Origin of the sequence: Acidovorax sp. A1169 (assembly GCF_030704685.1) — a bacterium.
Taxonomy (GTDB): domain Bacteria; phylum Pseudomonadota; class Gammaproteobacteria; order Burkholderiales; family Burkholderiaceae_C; genus Acidovorax.
In genome coordinates, this window is record NZ_JAUZDX010000018.1 from 121,958 (window position 1) to 144,943 (window position 22,986).

Annotated in this window: 15 protein-coding genes; 6 read left to right on the forward strand and 9 right to left on the reverse strand. The window is 66.5% G+C overall.

Annotated elements, in window-relative coordinates:
* The first annotated feature begins 121 nt into the window (after positions 1–121).
* Positions 122–448, forward strand: a complete 327-nt coding sequence (locus QYL93_RS24445) for a hypothetical protein (RefSeq protein ID WP_305746094.1) — start codon at positions 122–124, stop codon at positions 446–448.
* On the opposite strand, the gene pgeF is transcribed toward QYL93_RS24445, so the two are convergent.
* The gene (gene pgeF, locus QYL93_RS24450) at positions 368–1,171 is read right to left on the reverse strand and encodes a peptidoglycan editing factor PgeF (RefSeq protein ID WP_305746095.1); all 804 of its coding nucleotides are present in this window, start codon (positions 1,169–1,171) and stop codon (positions 368–370) included. The genes QYL93_RS24445 and pgeF overlap by 81 nt on opposite strands.
* 9 nt (positions 1,172–1,180) lie before the next feature.
* The gene (locus tag QYL93_RS24455) at positions 1,181–1,636 is read right to left on the reverse strand and encodes a MarR family winged helix-turn-helix transcriptional regulator (RefSeq protein WP_305746096.1); all 456 of its coding nucleotides are present in this window, start codon (positions 1,634–1,636) and stop codon (positions 1,181–1,183) included.
* Between the two features lie 135 nt (positions 1,637–1,771).
* On the opposite strand from QYL93_RS24455, the gene QYL93_RS24460 reads away from it, so the two are divergent.
* From QYL93_RS24460 to QYL93_RS24470, 3 genes are all read left to right on the forward strand, one after another.
* A complete protein-coding gene (locus tag QYL93_RS24460; RefSeq protein WP_305746097.1) occupies positions 1,772–2,467 on the forward strand; it encodes a fumarylacetoacetate hydrolase family protein in 696 nt (231 codons plus the stop codon).
* A gap of 106 nt (positions 2,468–2,573) precedes the next feature.
* Positions 2,574–3,125 (forward strand): NUDIX hydrolase, encoded by a 552-nt coding sequence (locus QYL93_RS24465; protein ID WP_305746098.1) that lies wholly within the window; start codon positions 2,574–2,576, stop codon positions 3,123–3,125.
* 17 nt (positions 3,126–3,142) lie between these two features.
* Positions 3,143–3,337 carry a DUF1737 domain-containing protein gene (locus tag QYL93_RS24470; RefSeq protein ID WP_305746099.1) on the forward strand — a complete coding sequence of 65 codons (195 nt, stop codon included), beginning with the start codon at positions 3,143–3,145 and terminating at the stop codon, positions 3,335–3,337.
* Between the two features lie 6 nt (positions 3,338–3,343).
* Here the strand turns inward: QYL93_RS24470 and QYL93_RS24475 are convergent, their stop codons facing one another.
* From QYL93_RS24475 to QYL93_RS24505, 7 genes are all read right to left on the reverse strand, one after another.
* Complete coding sequence (locus QYL93_RS24475) at positions 3,344–5,746, reverse strand: penicillin-binding protein 1A (RefSeq protein ID WP_305746100.1); 2,403 nt, start codon at positions 5,744–5,746, stop codon at positions 3,344–3,346.
* On the reverse strand, positions 5,746–8,022 hold the full coding sequence (ligA, locus tag QYL93_RS24480) for an NAD-dependent DNA ligase LigA (RefSeq protein ID WP_305746101.1): 2,277 nt from the start codon (positions 8,020–8,022) through the stop codon (positions 5,746–5,748). Before ligA ends, QYL93_RS24475 begins: the two co-directional genes overlap by 1 nt.
* Positions 8,023–8,037: 15 nt before the next feature.
* A complete protein-coding gene (locus QYL93_RS24485) occupies positions 8,038–9,150 on the reverse strand; it encodes a cell division protein FtsZ (protein ID WP_305746102.1) in 1,113 nt (370 codons plus the stop codon).
* A 60-nt stretch (positions 9,151–9,210) separates the two neighbouring features.
* On the reverse strand, positions 9,211–12,735 hold the full coding sequence (smc, locus tag QYL93_RS24490; protein ID WP_305746103.1) for a chromosome segregation protein SMC: 3,525 nt from the start codon (positions 12,733–12,735) through the stop codon (positions 9,211–9,213).
* A 237-nt stretch (positions 12,736–12,972) separates the two neighbouring features.
* Positions 12,973–14,040 (reverse strand): diguanylate cyclase, encoded by a 1,068-nt coding sequence (locus tag QYL93_RS24495; protein ID WP_305746104.1) that lies wholly within the window; start codon positions 14,038–14,040, stop codon positions 12,973–12,975.
* Between the two features lie 46 nt (positions 14,041–14,086).
* Positions 14,087–17,248, reverse strand: a complete 3,162-nt coding sequence (locus QYL93_RS24500; RefSeq protein ID WP_305746105.1) for an EAL domain-containing protein — start codon at positions 17,246–17,248, stop codon at positions 14,087–14,089.
* 152 nt (positions 17,249–17,400) lie between these two features.
* Positions 17,401–18,891 (reverse strand): short-chain fatty acyl-CoA regulator family protein, encoded by a 1,491-nt coding sequence (locus QYL93_RS24505; RefSeq protein WP_305746106.1) that lies wholly within the window; start codon positions 18,889–18,891, stop codon positions 17,401–17,403.
* 190 nt (positions 18,892–19,081) lie between these two features.
* Between QYL93_RS24505 and prpC the strand changes: the two genes are divergently transcribed.
* Both prpC and acnD read left to right on the forward strand, forming a co-directional pair.
* Positions 19,082–20,236 carry a 2-methylcitrate synthase gene (gene prpC / locus QYL93_RS24510; protein WP_305746107.1) on the forward strand — a complete coding sequence of 385 codons (1,155 nt, stop codon included), beginning with the start codon at positions 19,082–19,084 and terminating at the stop codon, positions 20,234–20,236.
* 145 nt (positions 20,237–20,381) lie between these two features.
* Positions 20,382–22,985 carry a Fe/S-dependent 2-methylisocitrate dehydratase AcnD gene (gene acnD / locus QYL93_RS24515; protein WP_305746108.1) on the forward strand — a complete coding sequence of 868 codons (2,604 nt, stop codon included), beginning with the start codon at positions 20,382–20,384 and terminating at the stop codon, positions 22,983–22,985.
* The last annotated feature ends 1 nt before the right edge of the window (position 22,986 follow it).

Genomic DNA, 22,986 nt, shown 5'->3' on the forward strand with positions numbered 1-22,986 from the left:
TCTCCTCTGATGGTGTTCGGCTGCACCGGCACCTTGCCTTCATTGTTGCCCACGCCGCGAGGGCTGGCAACCTGCAACCGCGTTGATCGCGCCAAGAACCCGTAAACACGTTTTCAACACAATGTACCTGATCGTCATCGCCTGGCTCTACGTCACCCTCATGATGGCCGTGGCGGAAGCCACCAACACCACCGGCACGGTGCTCGGGGCCATCGTCACCTTCGTGCTGTACGGGCTGCTGCCCATGGGGATCGTGGTCTACATCATGGGCACGCCCTCGCGCAAACGGGCCATCAAGCAGCGCGAGCAGGCAGAGCAGGCTGCCTGGGATGCCGAGCAAGCTGCACTGCGGGCCGCGCAGGCCGACTCAGCCGCGCCAGATGCAGGCGGCGAAACGCCCGCTGCCGCCCGGGACGGCGGTGTCGCGCCGGTGCGAAAAGAACCGTGAGGCATTGCGCACCGTGCACCAGGGTGCCGTGCCATCGTTGCCGTAAACCGCGTTGAGCCCCAGGGCCGCCAGGCGCAGCCGGGCCAGGCCTGCCAGATCGGCGAGGAACTTGCCCCCGGGCTGGAGCACGAAACAGGCCTCGGCGGCGGCATCGTGGCCGCAGAACGCGGCGCGCACCTCGGCCCCCACCTCGAAAGCCGTGGGCCCGATGCAGGGCCCCAGCCAGGCAATGACCTCGTTCGCAGGCGCGCCCTCCCCGGCCAGGCGCTGCACCGTGGATTCGAGCACGCCCTGCCCCTGCTCCCCCGCCAGGCCGCGCCAGCCGGCATGGGCGGCGGCCACCACGCTGCCCGCCCGATGGGCCAACAGCACCGGCAGGCAGTCGGCCACCATGATGGTACAGACGGCGCCGGGCGCGGTGGCCAGGCAGGCATCGGCCGCCATGGCATCGGGCGTGGCGCCGTCGATGTGCGCCACGTCGGTGCCATGCACCTGGTTCAGGAAGACGGCGCGTGCCCCGGCGGTACGGGCCTGCAGCACGGACTGCAGCACCTGGCGGTTGGCCTGTACAGCGACCACATCGTCACCGACATGGGCGCCCAGGTTCAGGTGGTCATACGGGTCGGCACTGACTCCACCGTTACGAGTGGTGCACAGCGCGTGCACGCCGGGCGGCGCAGGCCAGTCGGGCACCAGCCAGTCGGCCGGCAGGGAAGCATCCATGGGGAGCAATCAGGCGCCGGAGGTGCCTGCAGGGTCCTGGTGCTGGTAGACCACCTTGGTCAGCAGGATCATCAGGTCTGCGCGCTCCTGCGCGTTGAGCGGGCCCATCAGCCGCTCCTGCACGCGCTGGGCGGCGTCGCGCATCTGCAGTGCGGCGGTTTCGCCTTCGGGGGTGATCCACAGCAGCTTGCGGCGCCGGTCGCGGGTATCGGCCTCGCGGCGCACCCAGCCGCGTTTTTCGAGCCGGCCGATGACAGAGCCCGAGGTGGCGGCATCGAAGGCCACGCGCGAAGCCAGGGTCACCTGGTCCTCGCCCGGCTGGGCCAGCAGCTCGTGCAGGATGGCGAACTGCACCGGGGTCACGTCGAACCCGGCCGTCTCTTCCATGAAAAGCGCCACGGTCCGTTGGTGCGCACGGCGCACCAGGTGGCCCGGCGTGTTGTGGAAATCGAAGCTCTTTGCCATGGGCGCGAGTGTAGCGCCCCGCCCCCTGCAACTGCGGCGCGGGCGTGGCACACTGGCAACAGGCTCGCCTTGCACCGCATCGCCCACGGGGCGTACGTGCATCGGCAGACTCCCCAATATCCTTGAAAGGCAGACATGAGCTATGTGTTTTCCCCCGCGCCGGTGGCCAGCGTGCCCGTGGTGGGCAGCAGCGAGCGCTTTCCCGTGCACCGCATCTACTGCGTGGGCCGCAACTACGAAGAGCATGCCAAGGAAATGGGCTTCACCGGCCGCGAGCCGCCCTTCTTCTTCATGAAGCCTGCCGACGCCATCGTCGTCGTCGATGCCGGCCAGACCGGCGAGTTGCCCTACCCCAGCCTCACCGCCAACCTGCACCACGAGATCGAGCTGGTGGTGGCCATCGGCAAGGGCGGCAAGGACATCAAGGCTGCCGATGCGTTCTCGCACATCTACGGCTACGCCACCGGCCTGGACATGACGCGCCGCGACCTGCAAAACGACATGAAGAAGCAGGGCCGCCCCTGGTGCATCGGCAAGGGCTTCGATGCCAGCGCCCCCATCGGCCCGATCACACCTGCGGCCCAGGCCGGCGACGTGGCCAAGGCCGGCATCTGGCTGCAGGTCAATGGCACCGACAAGCAGCGCAGCACCGTGGCCCAGCTGATCTGGAACATCGCCGAGACCATCGAGCACCTGTCGGCCGCCTGGGAGCTGCAGCCCGGCGACCTGATCTACACGGGCACGCCCGAAGGCGTGGGCGCCGTGGTGCGCGGCGACACGCTCGAAGGCGGTGTGGACGGCCTCACGGGGATCAAGCTCAAGGTGGTGTAATCCCCATCGCCATCGCCCGCTGCAGGCTCGTCCTGGTGGGCGTTACACTATCATTTTCATAGCTGCAGGCGCCAGTTACGGCAGGCAGCCTCACGCTTTTACCCGCATGACCTTCCGCAGCCCGATCCGACACTGCCGCGCCTGTGGCACCGCCGTGGTGTACCGCCTGCCCGACGATGGCGACACCAAGCTGCGCGCCGTATGCCCGGCGTGCCACACGGTGCACTACGAGAACCCGCTCAATGTGGTGGGCACGGTGCCCGTGCTGGCCGATGGCCGCGTGCTGCTGTGCAAGCGCAACATCGAGCCGCGCTGGGGCAAGTGGACGCTGCCCGCAGGCTTCATGGAGCTGGAGGAGACCACTTCGCAAGGCGCCGCGCGCGAGACCGACGAGGAGGCCGGCGCGCAGATCGAAATGGGCCCGCTGTTCAGCCTGCTCAACGTGCGCCGCGTGGGCCAGGTGCATTTCTTCTACCGCGCCACGCTGCTCAGCGAGGTGTTCGACCTCGGCCACGAGACCATCGAGGCGCGCCTGTTCACCGAGGCCGAAATCCCGTGGGAAGAGATCGCCTTTCGCACGGTCAAGGAAACGCTGGAGTGCTATTTCGCCGACCGCAAGGCGGGCGCTTTTGGGCTGCACTGCATCGATATCGAGTGACCCCTGAGAGGTCTGCCATGCACAGCGCCCCGCCCGACAATCTGCCCACGTACCGCCTGCTCACCGGCCCCGACGACGCGGCCTTCTGCCGACGCGTGAGCGAGGCCCTGGCGCTGGGCTATGAGCTGTATGGCTCACCGGCCGCGACCTTCAATGGTGAGCGCGTGATTGTGGCGCAAGCCATCCTCTGGCCCGGCACCAAGCCCCGATAGACCCGCTCAGGGCGGCACCTCGGCACCGGGCACCTGCCCCCCTGCGGGCGGCGGCACGCCGACCGGCGGGGGCATGGCAGGCGACAGCGGTGGCAGCACCATCTGCTCGGCTGGCGGCGCAGGTCCGCGCTGCGGCGACGCATCGGGCAGGGGCTGCAGGTCCGGCTCGCGGATCACCGGTGGCAGGGTGCCTGGGGGCAGCGGTGGCGGGTAGCCACCGGGCTGACTGGGCTGACCGGGCGCATCGCGGCCGAACAGGTCCATCACCCAGTTGCGCATACCGGCCATGGCATTGCCCACGGCGCTGGGGTCTTGCTCGTCGATGAAGCGGTCCTTGCCGTCCAGCACCTGCGAGCGGAAGGACTGCTGCACGAAGTCGCCCACCATGGGCAGCGCGCTGTGGGCGCCCTGCCCCCAGTAGTCGCTGCGCAGGGTCACGCGGCCGTCGTTGAAGCCCACCCAGGCACCGGCCACCACGCGCGGGTGCATGAGGATGAACCAGCCATCGGTGTTGTCCTGCGTGGTGCCGGTCTTGCCCGCCACGTCGCCCTGTATGCCATAGCGCGTGCGGATGGCGCGGCCCGTGCCCTTGTCAATCACGCCGCGCATGGTGGCGCGCAGCGTCTGCGCCACGCCCACGGGCAGCACCTTCTCGGCTGCGGGCGGGGTGAAGGTCTGCAGCACCTTGCCATGGCGGTCCTCGATGCGCGTGATGAGCACCGGCGACACATAGCGCCCGGCATTGGCGATGGTGCCGTAGGCCGAGACCATCTCGCGCAGCGTGACCGGGCTGGTGCCCAGGGCCAGCGAAGGCACGAGTTCGAGCTTGCTCTCGCGCACGCCCATGGCGCGCGCCAGCTCGGCCACGTGGGCCGGGCCGACCTTGTGCATGAGCTGGGCGGTGATGGTGTTCTTGGACAGCGCCAGGCCATCGGCCAGCGTCATGGGTTCGTCGCTCGGCGGGCCTCCGTCGGTGGGGCGCCAGACCTGCCCGCCGCCCAGGGGGATTTCCACGGCCTCGTCCATCAGCGTGTCGGTGGGCAACGCGCCCTGCTCGAAGGCCGCACCATAGACGAAGGGCTTGAAGGTGGAGCCCGGCTGGCGCCGAGCCTGCTGCACGTGGTCGAACGGGTCCTGGCCGAAATCGCGGCTGCCGACCCAGGCCAGCACGTGGCCGGTGACCGGGTCCATGGCCATGAAGCCGGCCTGCACGCGGGTCTTGTTCTGGCGCAGGGTGCGCATGAACCCGGTATCAGCCGACAGGGTCTTGAGCGCCTCGTCCGGCGTGGCGCCCTGCTCCACCGCCGTGCGGTATTCGCTCGTGTCGCGCACGAAGTCCTGCACCAGGTCGGACTGCGGGTTCCACGCGCTGCGCTGGGCCCAGGCCGTGTCGGCAATGCCCTGCAGCTGCTTGCCCTGGCGCGCCACGGCCTGGTTGGCAAAGGCCTGCAGGCGCGAGTCGATGGTCGTGTGCACCAGCAGGCCGTCGGCATGCAGGCTGTAGCCGTTGGCATCGGCCCAAGCGATCAGGGTCTTGCGCAGCTGCTGGGCAAAGTGCGGTGCCAGGCCCGTGGCCTCGCTCTGGCGCTCGAAATCGACGCGCAGGGGGCGTTTTTGCAGGGTGTCGAACTGGGCCTTGTCGAGCTTGTCGCGCTTGACCATCTGCGCCAGCACGGTGTTGCGCCGCGCCTGGGCGCGCTCGGGGTTCATCACCGGGTTGTAGTAGGCCGTGCCCTTGAGCATGCCGATCAGCGTGGCGCTCTCCAGCAGGTTGAGCTTGTCGGCAGACTTGTCGAAGTAGGTGCGCGCCGCCATCTCGATGCCGTAGGCGTTGTACAAAAACGGCACGGTGTTGAGGTAGGTCTCCAGGATCTCGTCCTTGGAGTACGACATCTCGATCTTGATCGCGGTGATCGCCTCCTTGAGCTTGCGCGTCAAGGTGCGCGAGCGCCCGATCTCCTCGGGGAACAGGTTGCGCGCCAGCTGCTGGGTGATGGTCGAGCCGCCCTGCGGATCCCCGCGCAGCGTGTGCACCACCGATGAGGCGGTGCGCCGCCAGTCCATGCCCCAGTGCTCGTAGAAGCGGTGGTCCTCGGTGGCGATGAGGGCATTGACCACGTGCGGGGCCACGCGGTTGAGGGCCACCCACTCGCGGTTCGCCCAGCGGTATTCGGAAAGCACCTTGCCATCGGACGAGATCAGCTGCGCGGGCCGCTCGGTCTTGGCCTTGGTGATGTCGCTGATGGACGGCGTGAACGGAATCAGCGCCAGGGTGTAGAGCACCAGGACCGCCGGCAGGGCCAGGATGGCCAGCAGCCATTTGCGGCGCGAAGAGCCCTTTGCATAGGCCGCCACGCGACGCAGGCCGCCGGCCAGGCGCGTGCCCAGGTTGGTGAGAAGGGGTGGCATCACGCCGCGGGCCCGCCGGCCAGCAGCGCCAGCATGCCTGCCTCGTCGAGCACGGGCACGCCCAGTTCCTCGGCCTTGGCGAGCTTGCTGCCGGCCTCTTCGCCGGCCACCACGTAGCTCGTCTTCTTGCTCACCGAGCCCGAGACCTTGGCACCGGCGGCTTCGAGCATGTCCTTGGCGGCATCGCGGCTCAGGGTGGGCAAGGTGCCGGTGAGCACGATGGTCTTGCCGGCCAGCACCTGGGCGACTTTTTCTCGCGCGGCGGCTTCAGGCCATGTGATATCCAAATCGAGAAGTTGCTGAACTACTTCGCGATTGTGTGGCTGCTGAAAAAAAGTATGCACACTTTGAGCGACGATTGGACCAACGTCGTTAACCTCTAAAAGACGCTCAACGCTAGCCGCTTCATCCGCTGTACTGCCCATAAGTGCATTTAGCGTACCGAAATTTTTCGCAAGCTCTTTTGCAGTAGCCTCGCCTACATGGCGGATTCCTAAACTAAAAAGAAATTTTGCTAGGCTAGTCTTTTTCGATGCTTTTAGTGCTTCTAACAAATTAAGCGCAGACTTCTCAGCCATCCGATCAAGCGATGCAACTGCTGCGAGATCTAGGCGGTACAGGTCGGGTAGCGTCCGTATCAAATTTCCATCGACTAGCTGCTCCACGACTTTTTCCCCTAATCCTTCGATGTCCATTGCTCGCCGAGCCGCAAAATGCAAAATAGCTTCTTTCCGCTGCGCACTACAATAGATTCCTCCAGAGCAACGATAGTCCGCCTCCCCTTCCTCACGCACCGCATCACTGCCGCACACAGGGCATGTACTTGGCATTTTAAAAATAGCGCCCCTTACTTCCCTGACGAGTACCGCTGTGTAATTCCTTTGCTGCTGAGATTTAAATTTATTCTTTTTTTTCACTCCCAGAGAGAGGGAATTTTTTAGCGAAATAAATCTCGTCTTCTTACGCTCACTTTTCTTGCGCAATTGAAACTTTTTCAACCGCACATAGTGAATTGGCCGCTTCGAACCAGCAATTCTCCCAACAATTTCCGGAATAACATCCCCAGCACGTCGAACAACGACTATGTCAGCAACTCGAATATCTTTTCGCCGTGCCTCATCTTCATTATGCAAAGTGGCATTTGTAACAGTAACCCCACCTACAAACACGGGGGTCAAACGAGCAACTGGAGTCAATTTCCCTGTCCGTCCGACCTGCACATCAATACCCTCTACCTTTGTAGGCATCTCTTGCGCGGGATATTTGTGTGCAACCGCCCAACGCGGCTCTCGGGTTTTAAAACCCAGGCTACGCTGCAGATCAAGCCGATTGACCTTATAGACAACGCCATCGATGTCATATGGTAGTTGGTCCCGTTTCTCTCCCATCTCCAAGTGAAAAGCTACCAGTTCAGCCGCACCCTTTGCGATTCGAACTTGTATAGCTACGGGAAAGCCCCACGACTTTAGCGTCTGCAGCATTTCATAGTGCGTCGCAAATGCTTTTCCTCCGTCGTTAACAGGAGTCGTAGCACCCAAGCCATATGCAAAAAAGCTCAACCGCCTTTGAGCCGATATATCTGAGTCAAGCTGACGCACAGCTCCAGCTGCAGCATTTCTTGGATTAACAAAAACTTTCTCCCCATGTTCACGCTGATATTCATTTAGCGCGTGAAAATCAGCATGACGCATATAGACCTCACCACGCACTTCAAGCAGCGGAGGAACATCTCCTGGCAGGATAAGCGGGATTTGACGGATACGTCGAATATTATGCGTTACGTCTTCACCCACTTCACCATCACCACGAGTCGCTGCTTGAACAAGTTTTCCCTGCTCATAGCGGAGACTCATTGCCAAGCCGTCAAATTTAGGCTCCGCGACATATTCTACAGCCGGATCATCATCAGACAAACCCAGTTCTCGGCGCACGCGCAAATCAAAAGCCTCAGCCCCAGCAGCTTCATTATTAGTTTCAGTGTAAATGCTAAGCATTGGCACTTGATGAATAACTTTGGGAAGACGGTCTAGAACCAACCCAATCACCCGCTGCGTGGGGGAGTCAGGAGATATCGCTTGCGGGTACTTATTCTCTAGATTTTGTAACTCTTTAAACAAAAAGTCATACTCAGCATCCGACACACTAGGCGAATCAGAAAAATAATACCCAACCGAATACCTCTGTAGCAGAATTCTTAATTCCTCTATGCGCTTCGCTGCGATTGACTCTTCTTTAGAAGGCTCAGGATTTCCAAAAAGATCTAGGCTTTCAGCCATATCAACACCATCTTCTCAACTAAACAGGCGCCGTGCCAGCACCGAGCCGGCCGACAGCTCGCGCCCGTCGAGCTGGTCGTACAGCAGCTCCAGGTCGGCTGCGATCGGGTCCATGGCCATGGCGGGCAGCGGGTGGCCGTTCTGGTCGCAGAGCACGCCGTCCATGGCCTCGCACAGCGCGGAGGCCACTTCGCGCAGGCGCGTGAACGGCTGCTCGCTGCGGTGTACCTGCGACACATCGAGGCTCAGGGTCACGTCGCGGATGGCGGACTGGTCCGGGTCATCGGCCAGTGCCGCCTGCGTGTCATAACCCAGGGTGAGCAGCGGCGGCAGGCCCGGGCTGCCCGTGGGCAGCACCAGGCGGCCCGGCATGGCGCCGGACACGAAGCCCAGGCGCGCGGCGTTCTGGTGGATGTAGCCGGGGCTCCAGGCGGCCTGGCGCGCGCGCAGCATGAAGGCCAGTTGCGCATCGTGGTCGCTGGCGAACTGATCGAGCTCGCGGGCGCGGGCCACTTCCTGCAGCATGTCGGGGAAATCGGGGGCGGCGTTCACCGCATCGGCAAAGGCCTGGGCCTTGACCACGAATTCGGAGTATTCGATCTCGTTGAGCGCGCCCATGCGGTTGGCCAGCTGCACGCCGGCCTGAAAGCTCTGGTAGCGCTGGCCGGGCGACGGCGTCTCCCACTGCTGGGTGGCTTCGTTGTAGCCTTCGATGGCAAAGGGCTTGCTGCCCGCGCGGCGGGTGGGCGGCATGGCGGCCAGCGCGGCATCGCCCGAGACGATGAGCTCGGGCTGCAAGGTGGCGATCACGTCGATCAGCGGATCCAGCCCCGGGCGGCGCTCCAGCGACATCGGCGGCACCGGCATCTGCAGCGCATCAAGCACGTCCACCGTGTGCACCGAGGGGTGGGGTCCGCGGTCCAGGCTGTCCAGTTCCGCCGCCGTGAGCTGGGTGGCACCGGCATCGAAGCCGGGTTCCTGGCGCAGCGCCGGGTCGGCGCTGTGATCGGGCTCCTCGGGCGAGGCGCGCCGCGGGGCGTTGCGGTGCGACGTCCAGGCGTTGTAGGCCACGATGAGGGCCAGCACCAGGCCGCCGATGATGGCCAGACTCAGTTGCAATGTGCTCATAGATCTCGGTCCGGTCCGTGCCCGGCGGGAAGGCTGCGGAAGCTTGTCTTGGTCATCATGTCATGCATCGGCCATCGAAAGGGCCGACTCCATGTCCACTGCCACGATGCGCGAGACGCCCTGCTCCTGCATGGTCACGCCGATCAGTTGCTCGGCCATTTCCATGGCGATCTTGTTGTGGCTGATGAACAGGAACTGCGTGCTCTTGCTCATGCTGGAGACCAGCTTGGCATAGCGCTCGGTGTTGGCGTCGTCCAGCGGCGCGTCCACTTCGTCCAGCAGGCAGAACGGTGCGGGGTTGAGCTGGAAGATGGCGAACACCAGCGCAATCGCCGTGAGCGCCTTCTCGCCACCCGATAGCAGGTGGATGGTCTGGTTCTTCTTGCCCGGCGGCTGGGCCATCACCTGCACACCGGAATCGAGGATTTCGTCGCCGGTGATGATGAGCCGGGCCTGGCCGCCACCGAACAGCTCGGGGAACATGCGCCCGAAATGGCCGTTGACGGTGTCGAAGGTGCCCGAGAGCAGCTGGCGCGTTTCGCCGTCGATCTTGCGGATCGCGTCTTCCAGCGTGTTCATGGCCTCGGTCAGGTCGGCCGTCTGCGCATCCAGGAAGATCTTGCGCTCGCTGGCCAGCTTGAGTTCGTCCAGCGCCGCCAGGTTCACCGCGCCCAGGGCCGCGATCTCGCGGTGCAGGCGGTCGATTTCGCCCTGCAGGCCAGAGACGCGCACGTTGCCATCGGCGATCGACTGGGCCACGGCCTCCAGGTCGGCCTGGGCATCGGCGAGCAAGGTGGTGTACTGCTCCAGGCCCAGGCGCGCGGCCTGCTCCTTGAGCTGGAATTCAGTGATGCGCGCGCGCAGCGGGTCGAGCGCGCGCTCAAGCTGCATGCGGCGTTCGTCGCTGGCGCGCAGCTTGGCAGTCAGGTCGTCGTACTCGCCACGTTGGGCAGACAGGGCCTTCTCGCGCTCCATCTTCACGTCCAGGGCGGCCTGCAGGCCGCCCTGGGCGGCCGCGTCGGACAGGCGGGCCAGCTCGTCGCGGGCGCGCTGCTGCTCGTCGGTGAGCGAAGCGGCCTGCTGGTTGGCCGTCTCGATGGAGCGGTTGAGTTCGCCGCGGCGCGCCTCCAGGCTGCGCTGCGAGAAGGTGGCCTCCTGCGCCTGGCGCTCCAGCGTGCGCTGCTGCTCGCGGCAGGCGGCCAGCTTGCGCTCGGCCTCGATCACGCGGTCGCCCAGCTGCGCCTCGCGCTCCTGGCTGTCGGCCAGCTGCATGTCCAGCTCTTCGAAGCGGGCTTCGGCCGCCACGCGGCGCTCCTGCAGGTCAGCCAATTGCGCTTCGATCTCGGCGATGTCGGCGCCGATCTGTGCGCTGCGGGCGCGCGTCTGCTCGGCCAGCTGGGTCAGCCGCAGGGTCTCCACCTGCAGCTCGTGGGCCCGGCTCTGGGCCTCGGTGGCCTCGCGGCGGGCACCCACCAGGCGCTGCGAGGCGTCGGCATAGGCGCTTTCGGCGCGAACCAGGGCGGTGCGCGACTCTTCGGCGATCAGGGCCTGGGCGCGCAGTTCCTTCTCCAGGTGCTCGATCTCCTGGGCGCGGGCCAGCATGCCCGACTGCTCGGAGTCCTGCGCGTAGAAGCTCACGCTGTGGGCGCTGACGGCATGGCCCGAGGGCACGAACACCACCTCGCCCGGCTGCAGCGCGCTGCGGCGGTTCAGCGCTTCATCGAGCGTGGGGGCGGTATAGCAGCCCTGCAGCCAGTCGACCAGCACGGCGCGCAGGCCGGCATCGTTCAAGCGCAGCAGGTCGGACAGGCGCGCATGCGGCGAAGCCGCCTCGGGCGTGCCGGCGGAAGGCATGCTGTAGAACGCCAGGCGCGCCGGGGGCGCATCGGTGCCGCCCGAGCCCAGAAAGCCGCGCACCATGTCCAGGCGACCTACTTCGAGTGCGGCCAGGCGCTCGCGCAGCGCGGCTTCGAGTGCGTTTTCCCAGCCCGGTTCGATGTGGATGCGGCTCCACAGGCCTTGCAGGCTGTCGAGCCCGTGCTTGGCCAGCCAGGGGCGCAGCTTGCCATCGGTCTTGACCTTTTCCTGCAAGGCCTTGAGGGCCTCCATGCGGGCCGAGAGGTCGGCCTGGCGCGCGCTTTCGCTGTTCACGGCCTGCTGGCGGGCGCGGCGGTCGTCGTCCAGCTGCGGCACGGCCTCCTGCAGCTCGGCCAGTCGGGCCTCGGTGGCCTCCGCCAGTTCCTGGGCTTCGTCCAGTTGCTCCTGCAGGTTGGCCAGGCGCGCCTCGTCGGGCGCGGCCAGGGCATTGCGGTCGGCGCGCAGGCGCTCGTAGCGGCCATCGAACTGGCGGCTCTGCTCGTCGATGCTGCGCTGCTCGGCAGCCAGCACGCCGATCTGCTGCTGCACCTGGACCACGCTGGCGCGCTGCTCGGAGGTGCGGCTTTGCGCCTGGCGCAGGGCGTCTTCGAGGTCGGGCAGCTGCATGGCCTGCTCTTCGACCTGGGCAGCCAGCAGTTCGGCGCGCTCCTCGGCGTCCACGCCGGCACCGGCGAGGTTTTCGAGCTCGATGTCGGCCTCTTCCTTGCGCGCGGACCACTGGGCGATCTGCTCGGCCAGCGTCACCAGGCGCTGCTCCACGCGCAGGCGGCCCTCCACCACGTAGCGGATCTCGGCCTCCAGGCGCCCCACTTCGGCCGTGGCCTCGTAGAGCTTGCCCTGGGCTTGGTTGACGTGGTCGCCCGCAGCATAGTGCGCCTGGCGGATGGTCTCGAGGTCGGACTCGACGGCGCGCAGGTCGGCCATGCGCGATTCGAGGTCGTTCACGGCCTGCAGACCATCCAGGCGCACCTTGGCCTGGTCGGCCTCGGCATCGGCACGCTTCAAGAACCACTGCTGGTGCTGCTTGAGCGTGGCGTCGGAGTTCAGCGCGTTGTATTTGGCAGCCACCTCGGCCTGCTTTTCAAGCTTTTCGAGGTTGGCGTTGAGTTCGCGCAGGATGTCTTCCACCCGTGTCAGGTTCTCGCGCGTGTCCGAGAGGCGGTTTTCCGTCTCGCGGCGGCGCTCCTTGTACTTGGAGACGCCGGCGGCCTCTTCGAGGAACAGGCGCAGCTCTTCGGGGCGCGACTCGATGATGCGGCTGATGGTGCCCTGGCCGATGATGGCGTAGGCGCGCGGCCCCAGGCCCGTGCCCAGGAACACGTCCTGCACGTCGCGGCGGCGCACGGGCTGGTTGTTCAGGTAGTAGCTGCTGGTGCCGTCGCGCGTGAGCACGCGGCGCACCGCCACCTCGCCGTACTGGCCCCACTGGCCACCGGCGCGGTGGTCGGAGTTGTCGAACACCAGCTCCACGCTGGCGCGGCTGGCCTGCTTGCGCGTGGTGGTGCCGCTGAAGATCACGTCCTGCATGGACTCGCCGCGCAGCTCGCTGGCCTTGCTCTCGCCCAGCACCCAGCGCACTGCATCCATGATGTTGGACTTGCCGCAGCCGTTGGGACCCACCACGCCCACGAGTTGCCCCGGCAGCATGAAGTTGGTGGGCTCAGCGAAGGACTTGAAGCCGGAAAGCTTGATGGAGGTGAGACGCACGTGTCAGGAGGCGGGCAAAAATGGGAGTGGCGCAAGGGGGCGCACAAGCGCCAGACGGAAAAATACTGGCAAATGCAGAGCGGGATGATACCGCGCCGCCTGCCGGCTCCCGCGCCAGGGAGCCCCCTCGAAGGCAATCCCCCTGCATCCATCGGCAATATTTATCAAATACCGACTCTATCGCTTACCTGCCAAGCGCTGGCAGCTATCAATTTTGAACCGTTGCCCTGGCGGGTTTCACTGCACCACGCACACCTGGTTGCGCCCCTGCGATTTGGCGTCGAACAGTGCCTGGTCGGCGCGCGCGATGGCCTGCGCCAGGTGCTGCATCGCCAGCACCTCGCAGGCGCCGATGGAGACGCTCAGTGGCTCAGGCTCGGTGACCCCCTCCACCCCGCGGCGCAGCTTCTCGGCGACCTTGAGGGCGTCGGCCAACGGGGTCTGGGGCAGGCAGACCAGAAATTCCTCACCGCCCCAGCGGATGATCTCGTCGCCCCGGCGCAGGGCGTCCCGCAGCACCCGGGCCACGGCCTGCAGCGCCGCGTCGCCCGCATCGTGGCCGAAACGGTCGTTGATGCTCTTGAAATGGTCCAGGTCCAGCATCAGGATGGACGAGGCCGGCTCGAACAGCGAGGTGCGGTACAGCCGCCGGTCGATCAGGTCCAGGGCGTGCCGGTTGAGCAGGCCGGTGAGCGCATCATGGTAGGCCGCGCGTTCCAGCTCCACACGCTCGGCGGCCACCGTCATCAGCGAGCCGAACAGCTCGGCGAGCCCCGAGAAGAGCCCTACCCCCAGGTCGTCGAAGTAGCCATCGCGGTCTGCATACAGCACGAACATGCCGCTGTAGCCGTTGAAGGTGGAGCGGATCGGCAGGGCCAACACGTGGCGGATGCCATGCTCGCGAGCGGCCTCGCGCCAAGGACCGTACAGGGAATACTGCGACACCGAGAAGGCCTGCGCAGGCTTGCCGTCCAGGGTGGAGAAGGCCGGGCCGATCTGCGTGAGCAGGTTGCGCTCGATGTGCAGCGCCTCGGCATATGCGACCGCCGGGCCGGCGAACACCTGGGGGCGGATGGATTGCGCATCGGACGGGCCGAACCAGGTCCAGGCCAGGCGGATGCGGGGCGTGACCTCGACGATGGCCTGGCAGATACCGCGGATGATCTCCAGCTCGCCCCGCCCGAGGATCAGCTTGGCCGAGCTCTTGAGCAGCATTTCGGCAATGGCCGACTTCTCGCGCTGGGCATCGAACGCCTCGGGAGGTGGCTGGGCCTGGCGCTGCGATCGCCTCGTATTGAATAGCATGGCGCGGGTCAGATGGTGCGAAGGGCTTGTGCAGCCGGTGGCAAGCTCATGCCGACTGCAGGCCCGGGGCATTGTGCCGGCGCACCAGTTCCTCGAACTCGGCCACCTGCAAAGGAGGGCTGAGCAGATAACCCTGCCAGGCATGGCAGTTGTTGCGTGCCAGGAATTCGCGCTGGGCCTCGGTTTCCACGCCTTCGGCGATCACGCGCAGGCCCAGGCTGGTGCCCAGCGCCACCACGGTGCGGGCGATGGCCGCGTCGTTGGGGTCGGTGAGCACGTCGCGCACGAAGCTCTGGTCGATCTTGAGCTGGTCCAGCGGCAGGCGCTTGAGGTAGGACAGCGACGAGTACCCGGTGCCGAAGTCGTCCAGCGAAAACCCGACCCCATAGGCCTTGAGCTGGCCCATCTTGGCGATGGTGTCTTCCACGTCCGAGAGCAGCAGGCCCTCGGTCATCTCCAGCTTGAGGCGGTTGCCGTCGGCACCCGACCCTGCCAGCGCGGCCAGCACCTGGGCCACGAAGCCACTCTGGTGGAATTGCCGCGGGCTCACGTTCACGGCCAGGCCCAGGCCCGCCAGGGCGGGCTCCAACGCCCAGCGGGCCAGGCGCTGGCAGGCCACCTGCAGCACCCATTCGCCCAGCGGCAGGATCAGGCCGTTCTCCTCGGCCAGCGGAATGAACTGCGCCGGCGAGACGAAACCGTCGCGCGGGTGGCGCCAGCGCAGCAGCGCCTCGGCACCGGTGATGCGGCCCTGGTCGATCTGCGCCTGGTAGTACAGCTCGAACTGGCCCTGGGCCATCCCCACGCGCATGTCCAGCTCCATGGCCGCGCGGGCGCTCACGGCGGCCTGCATCTGGGGGTCGTAAAAGCGCAGCGTGTCGCGGCCTGCCGACTTGGCCTGGTACATGGCCAGGTCGGCGCGGCGCAGCAGTTCGTCCACGGTCTCGCGCACGCCGCTGAACAGGGTCACGCCCATGCTCAGCGAGCTGTGGTGCGCCTCGGCGCCAATGGCGTAAGGTTCGCGCAGCACGGCCAGAATGCGCTGGCCGGCCTCCTCGCAGCGCGCCGCCGCTTCCTCGGGCGTGGCGCCCAGGTCTTCGAGCAGCACCACGAACTCGTCGCCGCCCTGGCGCGCCACGGTGTCGTCTTCGTGCACGCAGGCGCGCAGGCGGTTGGCCACCTGCAGCAGCAGGGTGTCGCCCTTGTCGTGGCCCTGGGTCTCATTGAGGGTCTTGAAGTTGTCGAGGTCGAGCAGCAGCAGCGCACCGTGGCTCTGGTGGCGTGCGCTGGTGGCCAGTGCCTGCTGCAGCCGGTCGATCAGCAGACGGCGGTTGGGCAGTTGGGTCAGCGGGTCGTAGTAGGCCAGGTTCTTGATTTCATGCTCGGCCGCCTTGCGCTGGCTCAGGTCCTGCAGGGTGACGAGGTGGTCCTCCCCGATGCGCACGCCGGCCACCTCCACCGGGCGCACCACGCCGTCGCGGCACAGGAAGTGGTATTCGGCGGCGGCGATGATGCCGTCGCTGTCGTCCGCACGCTGGCGCTCCTCGCGCCAGGCATTGCGCATCACCTCGCGCTCTTCGGGGTCGGGGTAGGTCTTTTGCCACCACACGTCCACATTGGGCACGTCCTGGGCGGTATAGCCGCAGATCTGCAGGAAGCGCTCGTTGCGAAACGAGATGGTGCCGTCCTTTTGCACCAGGCACAGCCCCATGGGCAGGCGCTGCAGAATGCCACGCAGGTGGGCCTCGTTGCCGCGCAGCGTGTGCTCCATGCGCTTGCGCTCGCTGATGTTCTGCACCACCGCCATGTGGAAGTCGGGTGCAGTGCCCGGCGTCCACATGGGCGAAACCGTCAGGTCCACCCAGATCTCGGAGCCGTTCTTGTGGAAGTACCGCTTTTCCATGCGGAACTCGTGGATCTCGCCGGACTTGAGGCGCTCCATCTGGGCCAGATCGACCGCCAGGTCCCCGGGCTGGCTGATGGCCCGGAAATCGAGCGCACGCATCTCCGGCACCGAGTAGCCCAGGATGTCGCAGTATTTCTGGTTGATGCGCACGATGCGCCCGCTCTGGGTATCGATCTGCGCCACGCCCACGGCGGCCTGGTTGAACAGGGCGCGAAAGCGGTCTTCACTTTCGCGCCGGGCCTCGTCGGACACCTGCGCGCGCGCAAGGGCCTGCGTGCGCTGGCGCGCCAGCAGCGTGACCAGTGCCGCCAGCAGCAACGACACCAGGGCCCCGGAAGCCCCTGCCGCCCAGGGCAGGCTGCGCTCGGAGAGCGACAGCAGGGATTGCGTGGGCATGAAGCTCAGGCGCCAGCGCCGGTCGTGCACCAGGATGTCCCGCTCATAGGGCACCGAGCCCGGCAGGGCCTGCGCGGTGGGCGGCAGCAGCACGCGCACTGTGGTGTCGGTGGCACCGGGGCGGGAGGGCCCCTGGTCGGTGATGGAAACCGCTATGCCGTTGAGCAGGCCCTCGCCGCGCATGAAGCGCACCAGGTCATAGACCCGGATGGTGGCGGCCACCGCCCCGATGAACACCTGCGGCTTGAGATCGGTCACACCCGAACGGTCGAACACCGGCACGCGGATCACGAAGGCCGTGCGGTGCGTCCGCTCCTGCACCAGGTCGAACGGGGCCGAGGCCACGGTGTGGCCGCTGTCGCGGCTGTACTGCATGGACGCCAGGTTGGTGGGCTGGGCACTGATGTCGAGGCCCAGCACGGCCTCGTTGCCGCGCATGGGCCACAGGTACTCGGCCACGAAGTATTCGGGGCGCTCGCCGGGCGGGCGGATCGAAAATTCGGGATAGCCGGCGGGGTTGATCGAGGTGTCGGCCCGTACACGGGCTTCGTAGTCGGCTTTCTCGGCCAGTGCCACCCTGCGTGTGAACGACAGGTTGCGCACGCCCGGGTAGCGCTCGGAGATGTCGAGCTCGCTGGCCACCTGCTCGAACTCGGCCCGCGTGAGCTTGGGGTTGGCAGAAAACAGCCCGCGCAGGCCATGCACGATTTCGGTGTGCGTGGCAATGCGCTGGACCAGCGCGTCGGTGAACAGCCGTGTCTCCTGCGTAAGGCGCGCCTTGGCCACGGCATCGGTGGCATCGGCCTGCTGCCGCGCCAGGCCAAAGCTCAGCAGCAAGCCGGCCGCAGCCACGCCCAGGCCAGGCAACCAATGCCGGTAGAAGCCGTTGAGGGGTAGCAAAGCCATTCAGAGCAGGGAGTCAGCGAAAGCCAGACAGAGTTGCACACGGCGTACCAGGGCACTGCCGCAACAGCCCTTGAGGATAGCGGGATTCAGCCACCCATCCGGCATGCAAGGGTCCACATCTTGTAACAGCACCGCTGTTTTTGCCGTACCGTTTATGCAACACCCGGGGGCATGTTTGCCTGCACACGCTGCACCGCCGCCACCGGGTAGGGCGCAAACCGGCTGCGATTCTCATTCACATCCAGCACCCGGCCGATGGGCGGAAAAGCGCGCTGCGGGCAGGCCTCGCGCTCGCAGACCTTGCAGCCCATGCCGATGGGCACGGCCGCATCGGGGTCGGCCAGGTTCAGGCCGCGCGAGTACACGAGCTGCGCGGCATGGCGCACATCGCAGCCCAGCGCCACCGAGAACTCCTTGCCCGGCGCGCCCCAGCCCCCTGCCCCGCCGCCGCCGCGCGTGACGGTGCGCGCCACCCACAGGTAGGCCCGGCCGTCGGGCATGCGCGCCAGTTGCGACACGATGCGCCCCGGCTGGGCAAAGGCCTCGTACACGTTCCACAGCGGACAGGTGCCGCCGATCTTGCTGAAGTGAAAGTGCGTGGCCGACTGGCGCTTGGAAATGTTGCCCGCCCGGTCCACCCGGATGAAGAAAAAGGGCACCCCCCGCGCACTGGGCCGCTGCAGCGTGGACAGGCGGTGGCACACCGTCTCGAAGCCCACCCCAAAAAGGTGGCCCAGCCGGTCGATGTCGTAGCGCACCGCCTCGGCCGCCTGCAGGAAGGCGGTGTAGGGCAGCAGCAAGGCGCCCGCGAAGTAGTTGGCCAGGCCGATGCGTGCCAAAGCCCGCGCCTGGTCACCCGAGAGGCCGGCCGTATCGGCCAGGCGACGCAGTTCGGGGCCCATCTCCAGGAAGGCCAGTTGCGTCGCCATCTGGAAGGCGCGCTGACCGGCTTCGAGCCCCTGGGCCAGTTGCAGAACACCGCTCTGGGGGTCGTAGTGGCGCTGGGCCCCGCCCGGCAGCTCGGCCGCCATGGCCACGTGCACGCCGTGGGCCGATTGCAGACGGCGCGCCAGCCCTTCGTCGGCCCGGCCGGGCTGCAGCGCCCAGTCGGCCGCCAGCCGCTCGGCCGCGTCGTCGAGCTCGGCGATGTGGTTGTGGCGGGCAAAGAAGAAGTCGCGCACCTCCTCGTAGGCCATGGGCTGGTGGCCGGCGCTGGCCAGCGCTCCACTGCGGCCGTCGCCCCACTGGGCGCCCAGGGCATCGAGCCGCTCCAGCGCCTGGCGGTGGCGCCGGTGCAAGGCCAGCAGGGTGCGCGCCACGGCAGGCATGCCCGAGGCCAGTTCGCGGATCTCGGCCAGGGACACGGCCTGGTCCTCCATGCCCGGCTCGGAGGGCGTGTCCGCCAGCACCTCGCGCAACCCGGTGATCAGCCGCGCCTCGTCGTCGTCGGAAAAGCGCTGCACGTCCACGCCGAACACGGCATTGATCTTGAGCAGCACCGGCACCGTGAGCGGGCGCTGGTTCTGCTCGAGCTGGTTGAGGTAGCTGGCCGACAGGTCGAGCGCCCGCGCCAATGCGATCTGGGTCATGCCGCGTTCTTCGCGCAGGCGGCGCAGGCGCACGCCCATGAAGGTCTTCTTCATGTCGAGGCCACCGCTGCAAAAATCATTCGCAACATTCGCAAAATATCCATTTTATCTTCGCAATTATTTGCCAATTCAGCCCTGTACGCGGGATAAGAGCTTGCGTACATTGCGAATCATGCAACAAACCAGCGCCCTGCACCAGCTCATGCATTTTTCCTCCACCGTTTCGCAACAGGAGACCGCCCCCATGAGCGACACCTTCGCCACCGGCTTCAAGCCCAAGAAATCCGTCGCCCTCTCGGGCGTGACCGCCGGCAACACGGCGCTGTGCACCGTGGGCCGCACGGGCAACGACCTGCACTACCGCGGCTACGACATCCTAGACATCGCCGATGTCTGCGAGTTCGAGGAAATCGCCCACCTGCTGGTGCACGGCAAGCTGCCCAACACGGCCGAGTTGCGCGGCTACAAGGGGCGCCTCAAATCCCTGCGCGGCCTGCCGGCCAACGTGAAAGAGGCGCTGGAGCAGTTGCCCGCCAGCAGCCACCCCATGGACGTGATGCGCACGGGTGTGTCCGCCCTGGGCTGCGTACTGCCCGAGAAGGACGGGCACCACACGCCCGGCGCGCGCGACATTGCGGACCGGCTGATGGCATCGCTCAGCTCCATGCTGCTGTACTGGTACCACTGGTCCACCCAGGGCAAGCGCATCGAGGTGGAGACGGACGACGACTCCATCGGCGCGCACTTCCTGCACCTGCTGCATGGCAAGAAACCATCGGGCGCGTGGGAGCGCGCCATGCACACCTCGCTGAACCTGTATGCCGAGCATGAGTTCAACGCCTCCACCTTCACCGCGCGCGTGGTCGCCGGCACGGGCAGCGACATGTACTCGTGCATCACCGGCGCCATCGGCGCGCTGCGCGGGCCCAAGCATGGCGGCGCCAATGAAGTGGCCTTCGAGATCCAGAAACGCTACGACAACGCCGACGAGGCCGAGGCCGACATCCGCCGCCGCGTGGAGGCCAAGGAGGTGGTGATCGGCTTCGGCCACCCGGTCTACACCGTGAGCGACCCGCGCAACGAGGTCATCAAGCGCGTGGCGCGCCAGCTTTCGCTGGATGCCGGCACGACCAAGATGTTCGACATCGCAGAGCGGCTGGAGACAGTGATGTGGGAGGCCAAGAAGATGTTCCCCAACCTCGACTGGTTCAGCGCCGTGAGCTACCACATGATGGGCGTGCCCACCGCCATGTTCACGCCGCTGTTCGTCATTGCGCGCACCAGCGGCTGGGCGGCGCACATCATCGAGCAGCGCATCGACAACAAGATCATCCGCCCGAGCGCCCACTACACGGGGCCCGAAGACCTGGCCTTCGTCCCCATCGGCGAGCGCAAGTAGGAGTGGCTAACAAAACTCTTCTGGCGTTGTTGCTGCGCCTTGTCGTACTAACGTACTGCCTGCGGCTCAGCGCCTAGCCAGAACCGCTTCGCTGAGTTTTATTAGCCACTCTGAATTCGCGCCAAGTCCGCCCCGCCCCACGTCCATGAACATCAATTTCCGCAAGAATCTCCCCGGCACTGCGCTGGATTATTTCGACGCCCGCGAGGCCGTCGATGCCCTGGAGCCCGGCGCCTGGGCGCGCCTGCCCTACACCTCGCGTGTGCATGCCGAGAACCTGGTGCGCCGCTGCGACCCGGCCACGCTGGACGCATCGCTGCGCCAGCTGATCGAGCGCCGGCGCGACCTGGACTTTCCGTGGTTTCCGGCGCGCGTGGTGTGCCATGACATCCTGGGCCAGACGGCGCTGGTGGACCTGGCCGGCCTGCGCGATGCGATTGCCGAAAGGGGCGGCGACCCGGCCCAGGTGAACCCGGTGGTGCCCACCCAGCTCATCGTGGACCATTCGCTGGCCGTGGAATTTGGCGGGGACGACCCCGAGGCCTTTGCCAAGAACCGCGCCATCGAAGACCGGCGCAACGAGGACCGCTTTCACTTCATCGAGTGGACGAAGAAGGCGTTCAAGAACGTCGAGGTGATCCCACCGGGCAACGGCATCATGCACCAGATCAACCTGGAGCGCATGTCGCCCGTGGTGCACACCCAGGGCGGCGTGGCCTACCCCGACACGCTGGTGGGCACCGACAGCCACACCCCGCACGTGGATGCGCTCGGCGTCATTGCCATCGGCGTGGGCGGGCTGGAGGCCGAGAGCGTGATGCTGGGCCGCGCCTCGTGGATGCGCCTGCCCGACATCATCGGAGTGGAACTGAGCGGCCGGCCGCAGCCCGGCATCACCGCCACCGACACCGTGCTGGCCCTCACCGAGTTCCTGCGACAGCGCAAGGTGGTGGGCGCGTACCTGGAGTTCTTCGGCGCTGGTGCATCGGCGCTCACGCTGGGCGACCGCGCCACCATCTCCAACATGACGCCCGAGTTCGGCGCCACGGCGGCTATGTTCTATATCGACGAGCAGACCATCGCCTACCTGCGCCTCACGGGCCGCGAAGCCGAGCAGGTGCGGCTGGTTGAAACCTACGCCAGGGAAACCGGCCTGTGGGCCGATGCCCTGGCCACTGCCGAGTACGAGCGCGTGCTCTCGTTCGACCTGTCCAGCGTGGTGCGCAACATGGCCGGCCCCTCCAACCCGCACAAGCGCCTGCCCACCAGCGAGCTGGCAGCACGCGGCATTGCCGCGCCGTGGACAAAAACGCCTGGGCAGATGCCCGACGGCGCGGTCATCATCGCCGCCATTACCAGCTGCACCAACACCAGCAACCCGCGCAACGTGATCGCCGCCGGCCTGCTGGCGCGCAATGCCAATGCCCGAGGCCTGGTGCGCAAGCCCTGGGTCAAGTCGTCCCTCGCGCCTGGCTCCAAGGCCGTGCAGCTGTACCTGGAAGACGCCGGGCTGCTGGCCGAGTTGGAGCAGCTCGGCTTCGGCATCGTGGGCTTTGCCTGCACCACCTGCAACGGCATGTCGGGCGCGCTGGCCCCGGCCATCCAGCAGGAGATCATCGAGCGCGACGTGTACGCCACGGCCGTGCTCTCGGGCAACCGCAATTTCGACGGGCGCATCCACCCCTATGCGAAACAGGCCTTCCTCGCACCGCCGCCGCTGGTGGTGGCCTATGCGATCGCGGGCACGGTGCGCTTCGACATCGAAAAGGACGTGCTGGGCACGGACGCCGAAGGCCGCCCCGTGACGCTCCAGGACATCTGGCCCAGCGATGAGGAGATCGATGCCGTCGTGGCCCGAAGCGTCAAGCCCGAGCATTTCCACCGCGTGTACGAGCCCATGTTCCGGCTGCAGGCGGACAGCGGCGAAACCGTGAACCCGCTGTACGACTGGCGCCCACAGAGCACCTACATCCGCCGCCCACCCTACTGGGAAGGCGCGCTGGCCGGCGAGCGCACCCTCACCGGACTGCGCCCGCTGGCCATGCTGCCCGACAACATCACGACTGACCACCTCTCGCCCTCCAACGCCATCCTGATGGACAGCGCGGCCGGCGAATACCTGCACCGCATGGGCCTGCCCGAGGAGGATTTCAACTCCTACGCCACGCACCGCGGCGACCACCTCACAGCCCAGCGCGCGACCTTTGCCAACCCGCAGCTGATCAACGAGATGGCCGTGGTGGATGGCCGGGTGAAGAAGGGATCCTTCACCCGCATCGAGCCCGAAGGCCTGGTGGTGCGCATGTGGGAGGGCATCGAGACCTACATGCAGCGAGGTCAGCCGCTGATCATCATCGCCGGGGCCGACTACGGCCAGGGCTCGTCGCGCGACTGGGCGGCCAAGGGCGTGCGCCTGGCGGGGGTAGAGGCGATCGCGGCCGAGGGTTTCGAGCGCATCCACCGCACCAACCTGATCGGCATGGGCGTGCTGCCGCTGGAGTTCAAGCCCGGCACCAGCCGCCTGACCCTGGGCCTCGATGGCACGGAGACGTACGATGTGGTGGGCGAACGCCGCCCGCGCGCCAACCTCGTGCTGGTGGTCCACCGCAAGGGCGGCGAGCGTATCGATGTGCCGATGACCTGCCGCCTGGACACCGCCGAGGAAGTCTCGATCTACGAGGCCGGCGGCGTGCTACAGCGCTTCGCGCAAGACTTTCTTGCTTCCACCTCCCTGCCACCGGTTGACTGAC

What these genes read in the sequence shown, in the direction of transcription:
- ligA (WP_305746101.1), bottom strand. Translation starts at nt 8,022, where the DNA reads ATGGCTGAAAGCCTAGATCTTTTTGGAAATCCTGAGCCTTCTAAAGAA.
- prpC (WP_305746107.1), top strand. Translation starts at nt 19,082, where the DNA reads ATGAGCGACACCTTCGCCACCGGCTTCAAGCCCAAGAAATCCGTCGCC.
- QYL93_RS24500 (WP_305746105.1), bottom strand. Translation starts at nt 17,248, where the DNA reads ATGGCTTTGCTACCCCTCAACGGCTTCTACCGGCATTGGTTGCCTGGC.
- QYL93_RS24505 (WP_305746106.1), bottom strand. Translation starts at nt 18,891, where the DNA reads ATGAAGAAGACCTTCATGGGCGTGCGCCTGCGCCGCCTGCGCGAAGAA.
- pgeF (WP_305746095.1), bottom strand. Translation starts at nt 1,171, where the DNA reads ATGGATGCTTCCCTGCCGGCCGACTGGCTGGTGCCCGACTGGCCTGCG.
- QYL93_RS24475 (WP_305746100.1), bottom strand. Translation starts at nt 5,746, where the DNA reads ATGCCACCCCTTCTCACCAACCTGGGCACGCGCCTGGCCGGCGGCCTG.
- QYL93_RS24470 (WP_305746099.1), top strand. Translation starts at nt 3,143, where the DNA reads ATGCACAGCGCCCCGCCCGACAATCTGCCCACGTACCGCCTGCTCACC.
- QYL93_RS24460 (WP_305746097.1), top strand. Translation starts at nt 1,772, where the DNA reads ATGAGCTATGTGTTTTCCCCCGCGCCGGTGGCCAGCGTGCCCGTGGTG.
- QYL93_RS24485 (WP_305746102.1), bottom strand. Translation starts at nt 9,150, where the DNA reads ATGAGCACATTGCAACTGAGTCTGGCCATCATCGGCGGCCTGGTGCTG.
- QYL93_RS24445 (WP_305746094.1), top strand. Translation starts at nt 122, where the DNA reads ATGTACCTGATCGTCATCGCCTGGCTCTACGTCACCCTCATGATGGCC.
- QYL93_RS24465 (WP_305746098.1), top strand. Translation starts at nt 2,574, where the DNA reads ATGACCTTCCGCAGCCCGATCCGACACTGCCGCGCCTGTGGCACCGCC.
- QYL93_RS24495 (WP_305746104.1), bottom strand. Translation starts at nt 14,040, where the DNA reads ATGCTATTCAATACGAGGCGATCGCAGCGCCAGGCCCAGCCACCTCCC.
- acnD (WP_305746108.1), top strand. Translation starts at nt 20,382, where the DNA reads ATGAACATCAATTTCCGCAAGAATCTCCCCGGCACTGCGCTGGATTAT.
- QYL93_RS24455 (WP_305746096.1), bottom strand. Translation starts at nt 1,636, where the DNA reads ATGGCAAAGAGCTTCGATTTCCACAACACGCCGGGCCACCTGGTGCGC.